Source organism: Roseovarius sp. MMSF_3281, from assembly GCF_030733685.1.
Taxonomy (GTDB): Bacteria; Pseudomonadota; Alphaproteobacteria; order Rhodobacterales; family Rhodobacteraceae; genus Roseovarius.
The window spans coordinates 92,150-107,256 of sequence record NZ_JASHIM010000011.1 but is presented as its reverse complement, the minus strand read 5'-3'; the positions used below and the strand labels follow the sequence as shown (position 1 = coordinate 107,256).

At 60.3% G+C, this 15,107-nt stretch carries 17 protein-coding genes and 1 tRNA gene; 10 read left to right on the top strand and 8 right to left on the bottom strand.

Annotation, left to right across the window (positions count from 1 at the left end; genetic code table 11):
• Positions 1–163: 163 nt before the first annotated feature.
• A tRNA-Leu gene (locus RBB32_RS12250) sits at positions 164–250 on the bottom strand.
• 148 nt (positions 251–398) lie between these two features.
• Here RBB32_RS12250 and lipB point away from each other — a divergent pair.
• Complete coding sequence (gene lipB / locus RBB32_RS12245) at positions 399–1,073, top strand: lipoyl(octanoyl) transferase LipB (protein ID WP_306153013.1); 675 nt, start codon at positions 399–401, stop codon at positions 1,071–1,073.
• Between the two features lie 119 nt (positions 1,074–1,192).
• Here lipB and sugE read toward each other — a convergent pair whose 3' ends face one another.
• Positions 1,193–1,510 carry a quaternary ammonium compound efflux SMR transporter SugE gene (sugE, locus tag RBB32_RS12240; protein ID WP_306152995.1) on the bottom strand — a complete coding sequence of 106 codons (318 nt, stop codon included), beginning with the start codon at positions 1,508–1,510 and terminating at the stop codon, positions 1,193–1,195.
• Positions 1,511–1,846: 336 nt separating this feature from the next.
• Between sugE and RBB32_RS12235 the strand changes: the two genes are divergently transcribed.
• The 5 genes from RBB32_RS12235 (at position 1,847) to folP (ending at position 6,877) form a co-directional block, all read left to right on the top strand.
• Positions 1,847–2,239 carry a cytochrome c family protein gene (locus tag RBB32_RS12235; protein ID WP_306152994.1) on the top strand — a complete coding sequence of 131 codons (393 nt, stop codon included), beginning with the start codon at positions 1,847–1,849 and terminating at the stop codon, positions 2,237–2,239.
• Between the two features lie 213 nt (positions 2,240–2,452).
• A complete protein-coding gene (gene ctaD, locus RBB32_RS12230) occupies positions 2,453–4,126 on the top strand; it encodes a cytochrome c oxidase subunit I (protein WP_306152993.1) in 1,674 nt (557 codons plus the stop codon).
• A gap of 80 nt (positions 4,127–4,206) precedes the next feature.
• Complete coding sequence (locus RBB32_RS12225; protein WP_306152992.1) at positions 4,207–4,770, top strand: hypothetical protein; 564 nt, start codon at positions 4,207–4,209, stop codon at positions 4,768–4,770.
• Positions 4,771–4,858: 88 nt separating this feature from the next.
• Positions 4,859–5,791 carry a dihydroneopterin aldolase gene (locus tag RBB32_RS12220; RefSeq protein ID WP_306152991.1) on the top strand — a complete coding sequence of 311 codons (933 nt, stop codon included), beginning with the start codon at positions 4,859–4,861 and terminating at the stop codon, positions 5,789–5,791.
• Between the two features lie 72 nt (positions 5,792–5,863).
• Positions 5,864–6,877 carry a dihydropteroate synthase gene (gene folP, locus RBB32_RS12215; RefSeq protein WP_306152990.1) on the top strand — a complete coding sequence of 338 codons (1,014 nt, stop codon included), beginning with the start codon at positions 5,864–5,866 and terminating at the stop codon, positions 6,875–6,877.
• Positions 6,878–6,995: 118 nt separating this feature from the next.
• Here the strand turns inward: folP and RBB32_RS12210 are convergent, their stop codons facing one another.
• Positions 6,996–7,877 carry a DMT family transporter gene (locus RBB32_RS12210; RefSeq protein ID WP_306153012.1) on the bottom strand — a complete coding sequence of 294 codons (882 nt, stop codon included), beginning with the start codon at positions 7,875–7,877 and terminating at the stop codon, positions 6,996–6,998.
• Between the two features lie 139 nt (positions 7,878–8,016).
• On the opposite strand from RBB32_RS12210, the gene RBB32_RS12205 reads away from it, so the two are divergent.
• The gene (locus RBB32_RS12205; protein WP_306152989.1) at positions 8,017–8,157 is read left to right on the top strand and encodes a hypothetical protein; all 141 of its coding nucleotides are present in this window, start codon (positions 8,017–8,019) and stop codon (positions 8,155–8,157) included.
• Positions 8,158–8,216: 59 nt separating this feature from the next.
• Here RBB32_RS12205 and ilvC read toward each other — a convergent pair whose 3' ends face one another.
• Both ilvC and RBB32_RS12195 read right to left on the bottom strand, forming a co-directional pair.
• On the bottom strand, positions 8,217–9,239 hold the full coding sequence (ilvC, locus tag RBB32_RS12200) for a ketol-acid reductoisomerase (protein ID WP_306152988.1): 1,023 nt from the start codon (positions 9,237–9,239) through the stop codon (positions 8,217–8,219).
• Between the two features lie 138 nt (positions 9,240–9,377).
• Entirely contained in the window at positions 9,378–10,541 is a 1,164-nt protein-coding gene (locus RBB32_RS12195; protein WP_306152987.1) for a Hint domain-containing protein, read from the bottom strand.
• 224 nt (positions 10,542–10,765) lie between these two features.
• Between RBB32_RS12195 and RBB32_RS12190 the strand changes: the two genes are divergently transcribed.
• The 3 genes from RBB32_RS12190 (at position 10,766) to RBB32_RS12180 (ending at position 12,906) form a co-directional block, all read left to right on the top strand.
• Positions 10,766–11,221: an Lrp/AsnC family transcriptional regulator gene (locus tag RBB32_RS12190; protein ID WP_306153011.1), complete on the top strand. Its 456-nt coding sequence runs from the start codon at positions 10,766–10,768 to the stop codon at positions 11,219–11,221.
• Complete coding sequence (locus RBB32_RS12185) at positions 11,218–11,676, top strand: Lrp/AsnC family transcriptional regulator (protein WP_306152986.1); 459 nt, start codon at positions 11,218–11,220, stop codon at positions 11,674–11,676. The genes RBB32_RS12190 and RBB32_RS12185 overlap by 4 nt, the downstream gene beginning before the upstream one ends.
• 102 nt (positions 11,677–11,778) lie before the next feature.
• Complete coding sequence (locus tag RBB32_RS12180) at positions 11,779–12,906, top strand: aminotransferase class V-fold PLP-dependent enzyme (protein WP_306152985.1); 1,128 nt, start codon at positions 11,779–11,781, stop codon at positions 12,904–12,906.
• Between the two features lie 3 nt (positions 12,907–12,909).
• Here RBB32_RS12180 and RBB32_RS12175 read toward each other — a convergent pair whose 3' ends face one another.
• From RBB32_RS12175 to RBB32_RS12165, 3 genes are all read right to left on the bottom strand, one after another.
• Positions 12,910–14,112 (bottom strand): UbiH/UbiF family hydroxylase, encoded by a 1,203-nt coding sequence (locus RBB32_RS12175; RefSeq protein ID WP_306152984.1) that lies wholly within the window; start codon positions 14,110–14,112, stop codon positions 12,910–12,912.
• A 31-nt stretch (positions 14,113–14,143) separates the two neighbouring features.
• Positions 14,144–14,365 (bottom strand): hypothetical protein, encoded by a 222-nt coding sequence (locus tag RBB32_RS12170; protein WP_306152983.1) that lies wholly within the window; start codon positions 14,363–14,365, stop codon positions 14,144–14,146.
• Positions 14,366–14,449: 84 nt separating this feature from the next.
• Entirely contained in the window at positions 14,450–15,094 is a 645-nt protein-coding gene (locus tag RBB32_RS12165; protein WP_306152982.1) for a pyrimidine 5'-nucleotidase, read from the bottom strand.
• Positions 15,095–15,107 lie beyond the last annotated feature (13 nt).

Below are 15,107 nucleotides of genomic sequence, written 5' to 3'. Positions count from 1 at the left end.
CGGGCCGATCGATGCCGCCTTCCCCCGCTGATAAAATGAGCACTGCCCCCGAACCGACCCTGCCGGGCAAGACCTCCCGCATGGACGAGCGGGGTTATGCCAAAGCAACAGCGCGGCACGAATGCCCGGAATTCAATGATACAAGGAACGGCCCTTGGTCAAATGGTGCGGTCGAGAAGACTCGAACTTCCACGGGTGTTACCCCACAGCGACCTCAACGCTGCGCGTCTACCAATTCCGCCACGACCGCACGTGATCCGGTAGGTGGGCGGCGTATACGCAAATCCTTTGCGCTTGTGAAGGGCAAAACGCATGGAATTTGCCCGCGGCTTGAAAATTTTCGCAACGCCCCGATCCGGCCCGTCCCCCGCACCGCCCAATGCTTCCCAAAGCGCGCCATTCGGGCTAAAGCGCACAGCATGGTAGAATGGATCACCTCCCCCGGCCTCACAGACTATGAAATGGCCGTTCAAACGATGGAAACCCGCGCCGAGGCCATCGCCCTCGGCACGGCGTCCGAGGCCATCTGGCTGCTCGAACACCCGCCGCTCTACACCGCCGGCACCTCCGCCAACCCCGCCGATCTCACCGATCCCGACCGTTTCCCGGTCTACCCCTCCAAACGCGGCGGGCAATATACCTACCACGGCCCGGGCCAACGGGTGATCTACGTGATGCTCGACCTCGACAAACGCGGCCGCGATATCCGCGCCTTCGTCAAACAGCTCGAACACTGGGTCATCGCCACGCTGGACCAGTTCAACGTCACCGGCGAGATTCGCGAGGGCCGCGTCGGCGTCTGGGTCCAACGCGACGACAAACCGCTGACCGCCACCGGCCAGAAACCCGAGGACAAGATCGCCGCCATCGGCATCCGCCTGCGCAAATGGGTTTCCTTCCACGGCATCTCGATCAATGTCGAACCCGAGCTTGACCATTTCACCGGGATCGTCCCCTGCGGTATCTCCGATCACGGTGTCACAAGCCTTGTGGACCTGGGCCTGCCGGTCACCATGGATGACCTCGACGTGGCCCTCAAACGCACCTTCCCCGACAGCTTCCCAACACCCTGACGGATTTCTTCCTTTTCCAAGATACCGGATAGGCGGATTAATGGCTGATGGGGCCTCGTCCCCCTAATCCGAAAGGTCGATAAGCCCAGCAACAAGATCCATCGTTAACACCCTCTATCTCAGGCGCTGGATAGCTTCATCAGCACCAGTCCTGAAACAATAAGGGTCACCGCAATGAGTCTCGCGGCGTTAACCGGTTCCGCCAAACATGCAATTCCGACAAGAAAAGCGCCGACAGCCCCTATGCCCGTCCAGATCGTGTAGGCGGTTCCAAGTGGAATGGTTCGCATCGCAACCGCTAACAGCCAAAAGCTAGCCATCATTGCGGAAATTGTAATGATTGATGGTATGAGCCGGCTGAAGCCATGAGATTGCTTCATCGCGTAAGCCCACACAATCTCAAGTACACCGGCAACAAGAAGGTAAATCCAAGGCATTGACCCCTCCGAAATATTACGGGGCCAGGTCGTCCTGGTCATTACGTCCCAAGATGGGGGAGGTCGTCCTCCTTTGTATGACTCTATGTAACGTGCCAAGGGACGCCGATCAATCATAACCTCCGTTAAGAAAATGACTTTGCGGCGCGCGACAGCACGCTTGAACCCGTGCGGCATCAGCCGCGCCTTTTGGCCCTCGCGAATCCTGAGTCGCGGATGCGACAATTCACCCGAAAGTCGCGCTTGCGCCCTGCCCTGGGTTACGGTTCATTCGCTGCCGAACGCGCAGTACGTACAGGACCACCCGGTTCAACCCAGACAACCAAGAGGTTCACAATGAAAACGCTTCTGACCGCTACCGCCGCCATGCTGGCCCTTGCCGCCCCCGCGCTTGCCGAAGGCGATGCCGCCGCGGGCGAAAAGGCCTTCCGCCAATGCAAGGCCTGCCACTCGATCCAGTCCCCCGATGGTGAAATGATCGTCAAGGGCGGCCGCGTCGGCCCCAACCTCTACGGCGTTATCGGTCGCACCGCCGGCTCGGTCGAGGATTTCCGCTACTCCAACGCGCTCGCCGCCAAGGCCGAGGACGGCCTTGTCTGGGACGAAACCAATATCGTCGAATACGCCAAGGATCCCAACGCATTCCTCGACGGGCGCGGCAAGATGACCTTCAGGCTGCGCAAGGGCGGCGAGGACATCGCGGCTTTCCTGGCAACCTTTTCCGAATAAATCTTTCCATATCAAGAACTTGAAAGGGTCCGACCTGTGCCGGGCCCTTTTTCTTTTACCCCGCCCTTGACGGGACAGGGTGCGACAAATTTATTTGATCTGGGTCAAACTCGCGCATTGCCCTACCCCGCCTGCCATTCTAAAACCTGAATGGATAGCGGGCACGCGGTGATTGGATTCGTGTGCTCAACGACCATCAGCAGGAGGCACACAATGGCAGACGCAGCCATTCACGGCCACGAGCACGAAGATCAGCGCGGGTTTTTCACCCGTTGGTTCATGTCCACAAACCACAAGGACATCGGCCTTCTTTACCTGGTTACTTCGGCAATCGTCGGCCTGATTTCGGTAATCTTCACCGTTTACATGCGCATGGAGCTCATGGAGCCCGGCGTTCAATACATGTGCCTAGAAGGCGCACGTTTCACCGCGGCCGCGGCGGGCGAATGTACCCCCAACGGCCACCTCTGGAACGTCATGATCACCTATCACGGTGTCCTGATGATGTTCTTCGTGGTGATCCCGGCGCTCTTCGGTGGCTTCGGCAACTACTTCATGCCGCTGCAGATCGGCGCGCCCGACATGGCCTTCCCGCGGATGAACAACCTCAGCTTCTGGCTCTACGTGGCCGGGACATCGCTGGGCGTGGCCTCGCTGCTCACACCGGGCGGCAACGGTCAGCTCGGCTCGGGTGTCGGCTGGGTGCTGTATCCGCCGCTCTCCACAACCGAGGCCGGTTTCTCGATGGACCTGGCGATCTTTGCCGTGCACGTTTCGGGCGCAAGCTCGATCCTCGGCGCGATCAACATGATCACCACTTTCCTGAACATGCGCGCCCCGGGCATGACGCTCTTCAAGGTGCCGCTGTTTGCCTGGTCGATCTTCGTCACCGCATGGTTGATCCTTCTGGCCCTGCCCGTGCTGGCCGGTGCCATCACCATGCTGCTGATGGACCGTAACTTCGGCACCACCTTCTTCGATCCTGCAGGCGGCGGTGACCCGATCCTCTACCAGCACATCCTGTGGTTCTTCGGCCACCCCGAGGTCTATATCATCGTCCTGCCGGCCTTTGGCATCATCTCTCACGTGATCGCCACCTTCAGCCGCAAACCGATCTTCGGCTACCTGCCGATGGTCTGGGCGATGATCGCCATCGGCCTTCTGGGCTTCGTCGTCTGGGCGCACCACATGTATACCGTCGGTATGTCCCTGACCCAGCAAAGCTATTTCATGCTGGCCACCATGGTCATCGCGGTGCCCACCGGCGTGAAGGTCTTCAGCTGGATCGCCACCATGTGGGGCGGCTCCATTGAATTCAGAACGCCGATGCTCTGGGCCTTCGGGTTCCTCTTCCTCTTCACCGTGGGCGGCGTGACCGGCATCGTCCTGTCACAGGCCGGCGTCGACCGCGCCTATCACGACACCTACTATGTCGTGGCGCACTTCCACTACGTGATGAGCCTTGGCGCCGTCTTCGGCATCTTCGCGGGGATCTACTTCTACTTCCCCAAGATGACCGGCAAGATGTACCCCGAATGGGCCGGCAAGCTGCACTTCTGGGCCATGTTCCTCGGTGCCAACCTGACCTTCTTCCCCCAGCACTTCCTGGGACGTCAGGGCATGCCGCGCCGCTACATCGACTACCCCGAGGCCTTCGCGGTCTGGAACTACTGGTCGTCGATCGGGGCCTTCATCAGCTTCGCCAGCTTCGTGTTCTTCTTCGGCGTGATGTTCTACTCGCTGACCCGCGGTGCCCGCAGCACGCAGGCAAACCCCTGGAACGAATATGCCGACACGCTGGAATGGACCCTGCCCAGCCCGCCGCCCGAGCATACGTTCGAACAGCTTCCCAAACAGGAAGACTGGGACAAGCAACCGGCGCACTAAGCCTCGGCTGACCTGACAACCACGGGCCCCGGAGAACCCCTCCGGGGCCCGTTTTCGTAGACCGTCACGAGTGCCCGGCCATGTCCCCCTATGCCATCACCTGCATCGTCATCTTCACCGCCGCCGCGCTGATCCACGCCAAGGGCGCGCGCCCGCTTTGGCTTTACGGGCTGACCGGCCTCGCATTTCTGGCCACGGGTACCGTCATGGACCTGCTGCCCACCCTCCTGTCACAGGCCTCGGATACCGTCCGCCCTGTGCCCACAGACCAAAGCGGCCCCCTGCAGGGGGCCTACCCCTTGGGTGACCGTTTCAGCCTCGCACGCTTCGTCGGCACACTCCTGCTCGCTGTCACGGCCTTTCCGGCCCTGCAACAGATGCTTGGCGCGATGTACCTGCCCCGCCTCACCCGCTGGCTTTTCTGGCCCCTGGCGGGCGGGCTGGCCCTCGCCCCCATCGTGCAGCCCCTGACACTCGGGCAAATCCCCCGCCGCTATACCCAGGTGCCCGACCGCTTCAGCGCCGCGCATACCCTCGAAGTCACGCTCGCATATATCATCTACGCCGCTGGTATACTCCTGCTGGCCCTCTTCCTCGGCTCCCTGCTCTGGCGGCTGAAAACCGCGCTCCGCACCGCCAAGTGACGCGCCACGCCGCGCAGCTGTCGCATTCACCCTTTCCCGTACAGCACCGCGCATGCTACCCCGCCCGCAACAGACGCAGGAAAGCCCCATGTCCAACGAGATCCGCCTCGCCTTCGAACACCCCTCCGCGCGCGCCGATGCCACCGCCCCCGACGGGCCGCTGGATCGCATCTCGGTCCGCGACCATATCGTCGAGGTCGAGATCGGCGCCTTTCAGGCCGAACGCGGTGTCACCCAACGGGTCTGTTTCAACGTGGTGGTCGAGGTGCGCCCCATCACCGACCCGCTGGAGGATGATGTCGACCGTATCCTCAGCTACGACAAGGTGACCGAGGCGATCGAGGCCGCGCTGGCCGAAGAACGCCTCAACCTTCTGGAAACACTGGCCGACCGCATCGCAGAATTCATCCTGTGGGAACCGCAGGCGGTGCGCACCTTTGTCCGCATCGAAAAGCTGGATCGCGGCCCCGGCGCGCTTGGCGTCGAAATCGTCCGCTCGGTCGAGGATCTGGCCACCACGCCCGTCGCCCCCCACGCCGATACCGCGCCGCATCCGCATGTGGTCTACCTCACCAACCCCGCGGTCCGCTCCCCCAACCTTGGCCGCTGGCTCGATCAGCTTGAGGCGCGGGCCGAACCGGTGATCCTCTGCGTCGGGCATGCCGATACCGACAGCCCCAAAACCGGCCACAAGATGACCCAGCGCCGGGTCGACCTTCTGGCACTGGAACAAAACGCATGGGTTCTGGCAGGCCGCGACGACCGCTGCGTCGTGGTCGGCACCCGGACCGAGTTGGACTGGGCCATGAAGAACGGCCAGATCAGCGTCTGGGCCCCCTCCAAGATCGTGCTCGATGCCGTCGACGGCCCGGAAACCGGCCCCGACGATCCCGTCGCCCTCGCCACGTGGTTCGCAGGCCATATCGAGGCCTCCGACCTGCTGCTCATCGGTGCCACCCCGCCCGAGGGCAAGGCGCCCGTGCCGGTCCTGGTGCAAGACATCGCGCAATCGGGCCTTTGAAGCGCACGCCCCGGGCTTGACCCGGGGCCTCAAGGATCAATAAAGGGGCATCCCCCTGCAAAGGACGCCCCGATGACCGCCTATTACCGCCCCATTCCCCGCACCGACCACGCCCGCCCCGCAGGCGCGTTGACGCTGGCAGGCGGCTGGACATGGTTCGACACGGTCGAAGTTCTGTACCGCGATGCGCCCTCGCGCCTCCTGCCCGCCTCCGAACTGCCCCAGCACGCGCTTGAGCGCCTCACAGCCCCGCGCGCCCCCATCGCCGGCCTTGGCTTCGAGGCTCCCCAACTCATGGGCATCCTCAACGTCACGCCCGACAGCTTCTCGGACGGGGGGCAGCATTTCGACCCCGCGGTCGCCACATCCCACGCCGCCACCATGCAGGCCCAAGGGGCCAGCATGATCGACGTGGGCGGCGAATCCACCCGCCCCGGTGCCGAAGAAGTGGCCATTGACGAAGAAGTGCGCCGCACCGCCCCGGTGATCAAGGCGATCCGCGAAGCCTCGCCCGTGCCGATTTCCATCGACACCCGCAAGGCCCCCGTCGCCCAGGCCGCGCATGAGGCCGGGGCCGACCTCGTCAACGACGTGGCGGGCTTCACCTTCGACCCCGCCCTTGCGCCATTTGCCGCCAAGGCGGGCCTGCCCGTCTGTGTCATGCACGCCCAGGGCACGCCCGACATCATGCAGGCCGATCCGCGCTACGATAACGTGGCGCTTGATATCTACGACTATCTCGAAAGCCGCATCACCGCGCTTGAGGCCACGGGCATCCCGCGCGCCCGGATCGTCACCGACCCCGGCATCGGCTTCGGCAAAACGCTGGAACATAATCTCACGCTTCTGCAAAATCTCGCGCTCTTCCATTCGCTGGGCTGTCCCGTCCTTCTGGGGGCCTCGCGCAAGCGCTTCATCGGCACCCTCGGCGGCACCGAAGAGGCTCGTCATCGCGCCCCCGGCTCCATCGCCGTGGCACTGGCCGGGGTGGCCCAAGGGGTGCAGATGCTCCGCGTCCACGACGTTCGCGAAACCGCCGAGGCGCTGCGCCTCTGGCAGGCCGCGACATTGGGGCAGGTAAGCTGACGTTAGGGTTTCACCGCGGCACAAATCCGGCGCTTTTCTACAAAATGTACAAACCTTGTCACAAGGTCTGCAAAAAACGTACAAAAGTCACCTACAGAACGTACAAACCGTACATAGGTTAACGACGTCTGAACAAGCGGCGCAGCGCGCCGTATTGGCTCACTCCCACACCGCAAAGGATCAATGCCAAGGCGCTCAAAAGGCTGGGTGGCAAAGGCTCCGACAGGATCAGCCCGCCCAGAACCACCGACCAGACCGGCACTTGGTAGTTCACAAGGCTCATGAAAACCGGCCCCGCCGTACGGATCACCAGAACCCGCAAAAGGCTTGCCCCGGCAGTTGGCACCAATCCCATAAAAAGCAATATATACAGGGTGTTACGATCCACTTCTGGTGGCGGCCCCTCGACGGTCCAAGCCGCCGCGATAACGATCACCGCGCCGATCAAAAGCGTCACCGCGTTCAATCCGATGGAATCCACATCCGGCAAAAGCCGCATCTGCACCGAACTCAAGGCATAGCATCCCGCCGCCGAAAGACAGGCCAGCCGCCCGAGCGGCTCAAGATATTCCCCAGTTGTTTCAAAGGCTTGGCCGCCGATCAAGATGACCACCCCGATAAATCCAACGACAAACCCAAAGGTCTTTCGCAGCGTCAACCGCTCCCCCGGAACAAGGAAATGGGCCAGCGGCAAAACGATCAAGGCCACCCCGGCCATGGAGACCCCCGCAAAGCCCGAGGTCACGAATTGCTGCCCCCAACTGAGCAGCATGAAAGGCATGGCCGAAGATAGTGCCCCGATCACGATAAGTCGGAAAATATCCGGTTTTTCAACAGGTTCAGCAAATAACTTAAAGCCCCGATAACCCCAGAACGCAATCATCAAAAGGGTCGCAAACCCGATGCGCGCAGCGGCCAGCCAAAAGGGAGTAATGCCTTCCAGGGCCAGTTCAATCACCGTGAAGGTCGCGCCCCAGATCAGGCCCAAAGCGCCCACCATCATCCAGCTTTGCGCGGTGATCTCAGGCAATTTTTCCTTATTCGTCAATGCCTTGATCCCCTGTGACAGGACGCCTCGGTTTTCCTGCCCTCACCTCGTCCCATATTGTCGGGCAGGTAAGCAACGAAAGGAGCGTACCATGAATACCTTTGTGATACCCATCGTGACCCTGACACTCATGGCCTTGTTGGGCGTTTTCGTCCTACGCCATCCGTCTGACGATGAAAATGATGAGAAACCGCGCCGCGCCAAGGCGAAATCATCGTATCGCAAGGTTTAAGAACTTGCTGATCCGGCCCATTGGGGCCGGATCAAGTTTTTCATGTAGGCTATTGAAATTTAGTTCTTTTCTTTATCGACCATCTTTCCGGCCGAAATCCAAGGCATCATCGCGCGCAGCTTTTCACCCACTTCTTCGATCTGGTGAGCGTCGTTCATGCGACGGGTCCCTTTGAAGAACGGTTGCCCCACGGAGTTTTCCTGCATGAAGTCACGCACGAACTTGCCCGACTGGATGTCGTGCAGGATCGCCTTCATCTCTTTCTTGGTGCGCTCATACGGCAGAACCCGCGGCCCGCTGACATATTCCCCGTACTCGGCCGTGTTCGAGATCGAGTAGTTCATGTTGGCGATACCGCCTTCATAGATCAGGTCAACGATCAGCTTCACTTCGTGCAAGCACTCAAAGTAAGCCATTTCAGGGGCATAGCCCGCCTCGACAAGGGTTTCAAAGCCCATGCGGATCAGCTCCACAAGGCCGCCACACAGCACCGCCTGCTCCCCGAAGAGGTCGGTTTCGCACTCTTCCTGGAAGTTGGTTTCGATGATGCCCGAACGGCCGCCGCCGATGGCCGAGCAGTAGCTGAGCCCGATTTCAAGCGCTTTACCCGAAGCATCGGTATCCACGGCCACAAGGCAAGGCACGCCGCCACCTTTGACATATTCACCGCGCACGGTGTGACCGGGGCCTTTCGGGGCCATCATGATCACGTCGACGCCTTCTTTCGGCTCGATCAGGCCGAAATGCACGTTCAGACCGTGGGCAAAGGCAATGGCCGCGCCGGGTTTGATGTGGTCGTGCACGTATTTCTTGTAGGTCTCTGCCTGAAGCTCGTCGGGCATGGTGAACATCATCACGTCACACCAGGCCGCGGCTTCGGAAATCTCTTTGACTTCAAGGCCTTCCGCTTCGGCCTTCTTGGCCGAGGCCGAGCCCTCGCGCAGGGCGACGCAAAGGTTCTTGGCACCGCTGTCACGCAGGTTCAGGGCATGGGCATGGCCTTGGCTGCCATAGCCCAAAATGGCGACTTTCTTGTCTTTGATCAGGTTGATATCGCAATCGCGATCATAATAAACGCGCATGTTCAGGTCCTCTTGCTTGATTCTCGGAGTAGCTTAAGCAAATCATGCCGAAAATGCGCACATTTCACCAGCTCTCGCCGAATAATATGCAAACTTCATGTGCCTATATCTGCTTTACTGTGTTTTTCATGCGCGCCCTCAAGCCGCATATGGCGCCACCATCCCTGCGCCGGTCCCGCGGGCAATTCCGGTGACATCCATTCCGGAACGCGACTGTTGAACCAAAAACCGCGCCTCCCACGAAGACAAGGCGGGATATCCAAGCGCTTGAGGTTGCGTTCCGATTTGTCGAAAAACCCCGCGTAATTCGGTCACCGTAGCGGCATCCAAAGCCCCGGTTTCGACGGCGCCGGCAAAAAGGCTTTCGGTTGCAAGGCCTTCGGAGAACACCATTTGATGCCCGTCCAGCAAAATATGCAGATACTCTGCCCGGCGCATCGGCGCACGGCTGACATGTGGATGCCCATGAAGGTCCTTGGCTGCGGCCAACACCATGAGATGCCCGCAATTCAACTCTGCCGCGGCTGAACGCAACAGGACCCGGTGATTGGGTGACACATAAAGGTCTCGTTCATTGCCCAGCCATCCCGCCGCGATACGCACCGGCGCCAGCGCCCCCAAGCCGCAAACCGTGCTGCCCCCGATCCAACGTATAGGTTGCGCGCCGTTGTCTAGCGTCAAAACCAAATCGCCTTTGCGCAAGTCTTCGACCCGACAGGGCCCGCCCGGGGTTTCTATCAACGTGCCCGACAAGAAACACGGCACACCATCGGGAATTGTCACACCACCATCCGCAGTCTTGCTATAAGACGATACACCCTGAATATAGTTCAAAGTTGTCCCCGGCGGCGGCGCACTACCATTGAACATCACACCGACGACCTGGGTGTCGTAGCCTTCGGCAATGCTAACACCGATCATCTCATAGGCCGTGCCTGCGTCATCAAAAAGTGTCACACGGTATTCCGCCTCGACATTGACCGGGGGTGGATCCATCCAACGGACGGTCTCCCCGCTTGGCGCGTAGGTTTCACCGTCAATTGTCACCGATTGCGTCAGCAGTTGATCGGCCACTTCGCTACCGGCAAAGGGATCGTCCTGCAAAACGCCATCAGAGTCGTCAAAGGAGATCCCGACCTGCGGCCCGGACAAGGTAATCTGAAGATCATTGGGCGTTTCCCAACTAAACGCATCGCCATTAAGCGCGTTTTGAAGGATATCCTGCTGGCTCGTCGGCGCACCGCCATCACGTGTTATCGTGACGTCGCCCGCACTCGTGACATAAATCGTACGTTCGCTCATTTACAATTACCCGCCTCGCGCGTCCGCCCTCATCGTGGCCGATTTAAGCCATTTTTTATGTAATTCCAGCATGACCTTACGGCGCTTTAAGCAGAACAAGTCCCTCACCTGCATTCGACCGAAGGCTGTGGCAATTTAGCTGCTTATTGAATGAATGGAATTTAACATGCTACGCTAGAAAGCGCATGGATTTTACAAGACCCCTCTAGGAAACCACCATTTTCATTCTGGATGATATAGATCGTCGCATCTTGCGCCATTATCAACGCGATGCCACGCTAAACCCCGCCGAGCTGGCCAATCTCGCGGGCCTGACGCCGGCCACCTGCGCCCGGCGCTTGGACAAACTGCATGTGCATGGCGTGATCCGGGGCAATCGCGCCGTAATCGATTGGCGCGTACTTGGCTACGAAGTCGAGGTTTCCCTGCGCATCACACTCGACAAGACACAGTCCCGCGCCTTCGAAGACTTCACCGACAAGGCGAAGACCATACCGGAAGTTGTTGAAATACAGTCTTTTCTGGGCCGGGTTGATCTGCGCCTTTCGGTGATCGCCCGGGATATGCAGCATTATCAACAGCTCTATCGCACCGCGATCCTGACCCTGCCGCATATCGCGGATATCGAAGCGCTCATGCATGTCGCGCGGCTGAAATCCGACGAGATCCTGCCGCTATGATCGACCTTGATACCACCGACCGCCAATTGCTTCGCGAACTCAGCCGGGACGCCACCCAAAGCGCCAGTGCCCTTGGCCGCAAACTGGGCATGTCGCAACCGGCCACTTGGCGGCGCATCAAGCGCCTGCGCGATGCAGGCGTCATCCGCGGACAACGCCTTGATCTGGATGCGGAAAAGCTGGGGTTCGGGGTGACGGTTTTCCTGGGGGTCAAACTTGCCACCAAGGGCCGCGTCAGCCTTGATGATTTTGAACGCGCGGTCTCGGCCATCCCCGAGGTGCAAACCGTGGAACATATCCTCGGGCTTTACGATTATCGTCTGCGCGTCGTGGCCCGCGATATCTCGGATTTCGAACGTATCTTGCGGCGGCGTCTGATGATGCTGCCCGGTGTAGGCGATATCGAGGCCAATGTCCTGCTAAGCGAAGAACGCCGCCCCGGGCCTATCGGGTGAACGAAGTGGCGCGCTTGGCCCCGAACGTGGCGCTTCCACGCATGGACTTATACGGCCCGTTGAGGTCAGTTACCCTCAAACACAGTTGCGCAGGAGACTGAAATGACCGCCCTACTTGATCACATCGACCCCGACGGCCTTCTTGAATTCTCGGTTGTCTTCACCGACCGCTCGCTCAATCACATGAGCAAGGCCTTCCAAACAGTGATGACCGATATCTCAAGCATGCTGAAGGAGGTTTACAAGGCCGATGCCGTGGCCCTGATCCCCGGCGGCGGCACCTATGCGATGGAGGCCGCTGCACGACAGTTCGGCCATGATGCCCATGCCCTCATCGTGCGAAACGGCTGGTTTTCCTACCGCTGGACACAGATTTTCGACGCGGGCCAGTTCACTTCGGACACGACCGTTTGCATGGCCCGCCAGAACGGCAATGGCGATACAGCGCCCTTTGCCCCCGCCCCGATTGAAGACGTCTGCGCCCAGATTCGCGAGGCCAAGCCCGATGTTGTTTTCGCCCCGCATGTGGAAACCTCGGCCGGGCTTATCCTGCCCGATGACTATGTAACCGAACTGGCCAAGGCCGCGCATGAGGTGGGCGCATTAATGGTTCTGGATTGCATCGCCTCGGGCTGTGCTTGGATCGACATGCAGGCAACCGGCGTGGACGTCCTGATTTCCGCCCCGCAAAAGGGCTGGTCGGCCTCGCCCTCGGCCGGGCTGGTGATGATGTCGGATCGCGCCTTGCAACGGCTTGAAAACACGACCTCGAACAGCTTTGCCATCGACCTCAAGAAATGGCACCAGATCATGCAGGCCTATGAAACTGGCGGCCATGCTTATCATGCCACCATGCCCACCGATGCCCTGCGCGCCTTCCGCGATACGATGCTGGAAACCCGTGACTATGGGTTTGAAAAACTGCGCGACGCGCAGTGGGCCTTGGGCAACGGTGTGCGGACCATGCTGGCCGAAAAGGGTGTCACCTCGGTTGCGGCAGACGGGTTCGGCGCGCCGGGTGTTGTGGTGAGTTATACGGATGACCCGGACATTCAGAATGGCAGCAAATTCGCCGCTGAAGGGATGCAAATTGCTGCCGGTGTTCCGCTGCAATGCAATGAACCCGAGGGCTTTCGCACCTTCCGCCTTGGCCTTTTCGGCCTCGATAAGCTCTATGATGTAGAGGCCAGCCTGAGCCGTTTGAAAACCGTGCTCGACAAGGTGCTTTAGGCCTTAGCCGCGTGCACCAAGGCCCAGTTGCATCAGGGTCTTGCGCACCGGGGCAAGCGAATAGATGGCATTGAGCCCCATGGCGCGCGCGTCGCGCAGGGGCTTGGCCCGCATCATCGAGGCGCGGTTCAATACATCGATGCCCGTGACCCGCGCCTTGACTTCGATATGCCGACGATCTTGATACGCCTTCAACATGGCCGCATCGCCCAACTGGCCGGGGTTGGCTTGGGCCAGTTCAAGAAGCACGCGCATATCCGCAAGGCTCATGTTCAGGCCCTGTGCACCGATGGGCGGGACAACATGCGCCGCCTCGGCCACAAGGGCCACGCGTTCAGAATACATCGTCTCGGCCATTTGGCTGATGATCGGCCAGACGGTGCGGTGAGAGGCCAATTCAAGAGGTCCGAACAAAAGGCATGAACGTTCGTTCATTTCCTGCTCGAACTCGGCCTTCGTCAACGCTGACAAGCGCTGCACCTCCGGCCCTTCCTCCATCCACACAACCGCCGACGAGGGCCGCCCCTCGTAATCCGGCAAAGGGACAAGGGTAAAAGGCCCGCCCCAGCGGTGAATTTCGGTCGACACGTTTTCATGTGGGATCGGGTGGGTGACTGCGAAGGCAAGGGCCTTTTGGCCATAGCGCGTCGTTTTCACGTCAATGCCAGCTGCCTCGCGCACAGGCGAATTTCGCCCATCCGCGGCGATCACCAAGCGCGCCCGGAGGCGCGCGCCATCCGACAATTCAACCCTCGCTTCGCTTTCGCGCGTGAACAGCGATTTGAACCCTGTGCCCGGACGAAACTCAACCGTCTCAAGGCTTTCCAGATGGGCCGCCAGTTCGCGCCGCAAAAGCCAATTGGGCAGGTTCCAGCCAAAAGGTTTATCCGAAATGTCCGAGGCATCGAACTCTTTGACGATGCGTGGTTCGGCCACTTCGCCGCCTGCATCCACGATACGCATGACTTGCAGATCGGCGGCATGAGGTGCAAATCGCGCCCATACGTCAGCCTGCTCAAGAAGCGCTTGCGAGGGTTGCAAGAAAGCCGTCGTGCGCAGGTCAGAGCCTTGCGCATCTCGTTCCGTCACCGGCGGCGCAGGGTCGACGCAAACCACAGAGAACCCCGCCGAGCCGAAAATAGCCGCCGCCGACAGGCCGGCCACGCCCCCTCCGGATACGACGATATCGACATCTTTTGTGGTCATTTTCCGGCCCTCCGCTTTCAGAAGAAATGCCTTATCCGCGCGAGATGAGCAACAATATCCCCATCATCACAGGCACCATGGCAAGCGCCGGAATATACAGCCCGGGGATGCCCCATGTGGCCACGCTCAGGCCCCAGCCGATCACGGCAAGAAGCACGGTTATCAGGATTTTGGCGGCAAGACGCCCCTCCCCCCCGTCAGATACGGATTGAGCGGTGGTGTCGGTCATGGTCTGGGTATCTGGCGCGGTCATAACTGCCTCTGCTTAGGGTGGGTTAACCCTCTACATAGGCACCTTGCCCGTGGGTGAAAGGCGCGTTTCGCCGCAGGAGGCGCGCTACACCAGCTTGGCCAAGAATGCGCTCAGGTCATTTGTGTGATGGTGAATATATGCCGCCTCACGTGCTTCGGGGGCGACATGCACGGTTCTCATGCCCATATCGTGGGGGGCTGCAAGATTGCGCGGATCGTCTTCGAACATCGCGGCCCGATCCGGGACCACCCCGTCACGCTTGAAAACGGTGTCGAATGCCTCGGGGTCAGGCTTGGGGCGGAACGCGGCATGTTCGACGCCATAGACCGCGTCGAATACGCCTGACAAACCGCGCGCATCTATCACACGTTCGGCATAGGGCGCGCTACCGTTGGTGTAGACGATCCGGCGACCTGGCAGCGCGGCAATTCGCGCGCGTAGTTCGGCGTCAGGGGTCAGCGCGTCGAAGGAAATGTCGTGCACGGCGACCAGATAATCATGCGGTTCCATATCGTGTTCGCGCATCAACCCGGCCAGCGTGGTACCGTGCAGGTGCCAGTAATGATCGCGCAGGCGGTCCGCCTCGGCGCGATCCACTTTCAAGGCTCGCATGACGTATTCGGTCATCTTTACCTCGATCTGGTCAAACAGGCGCACGCTTGGACAATAGAGCGTGTTATCAAGGTCGAAGACCCAAGTCTCGATATGTGAGAAATGCTGCTTTGGCATGGGGCCAAGGTAG

Excerpts from the sequence above, each read along its gene's own strand:
- RBB32_RS12170 (WP_306152983.1), bottom strand. The coding sequence starts at position 14,365 with ATGACCGCGCCAGATACCCAGACCATGACCGACACCACCGCTCAATCC.
- RBB32_RS12220 (WP_306152991.1), top strand. The coding sequence starts at position 4,859 with ATGTCCAACGAGATCCGCCTCGCCTTCGAACACCCCTCCGCGCGCGCC.
- ctaD (WP_306152993.1), top strand. The coding sequence starts at position 2,453 with ATGGCAGACGCAGCCATTCACGGCCACGAGCACGAAGATCAGCGCGGG.
- RBB32_RS12180 (WP_306152985.1), top strand. The coding sequence starts at position 11,779 with ATGACCGCCCTACTTGATCACATCGACCCCGACGGCCTTCTTGAATTC.
- folP (WP_306152990.1), top strand. The coding sequence starts at position 5,864 with ATGACCGCCTATTACCGCCCCATTCCCCGCACCGACCACGCCCGCCCC.
- RBB32_RS12175 (WP_306152984.1), bottom strand. The coding sequence starts at position 14,112 with ATGACCACAAAAGATGTCGATATCGTCGTATCCGGAGGGGGCGTGGCC.
- RBB32_RS12165 (WP_306152982.1), bottom strand. The coding sequence starts at position 15,094 with ATGCCAAAGCAGCATTTCTCACATATCGAGACTTGGGTCTTCGACCTT.
- RBB32_RS12225 (WP_306152992.1), top strand. The coding sequence starts at position 4,207 with ATGTCCCCCTATGCCATCACCTGCATCGTCATCTTCACCGCCGCCGCG.
- RBB32_RS12205 (WP_306152989.1), top strand. The coding sequence starts at position 8,017 with ATGAATACCTTTGTGATACCCATCGTGACCCTGACACTCATGGCCTTG.
- RBB32_RS12210 (WP_306153012.1), bottom strand. The coding sequence starts at position 7,877 with ATGGTGGGCGCTTTGGGCCTGATCTGGGGCGCGACCTTCACGGTGATT.
- ilvC (WP_306152988.1), bottom strand. The coding sequence starts at position 9,239 with ATGCGCGTTTATTATGATCGCGATTGCGATATCAACCTGATCAAAGAC.
- RBB32_RS12235 (WP_306152994.1), top strand. The coding sequence starts at position 1,847 with ATGAAAACGCTTCTGACCGCTACCGCCGCCATGCTGGCCCTTGCCGCC.
- RBB32_RS12195 (WP_306152987.1), bottom strand. The coding sequence starts at position 10,541 with ATGAGCGAACGTACGATTTATGTCACGAGTGCGGGCGACGTCACGATA.
- RBB32_RS12185 (WP_306152986.1), top strand. The coding sequence starts at position 11,218 with ATGATCGACCTTGATACCACCGACCGCCAATTGCTTCGCGAACTCAGC.
- sugE (WP_306152995.1), bottom strand. The coding sequence starts at position 1,510 with ATGCCTTGGATTTACCTTCTTGTTGCCGGTGTACTTGAGATTGTGTGG.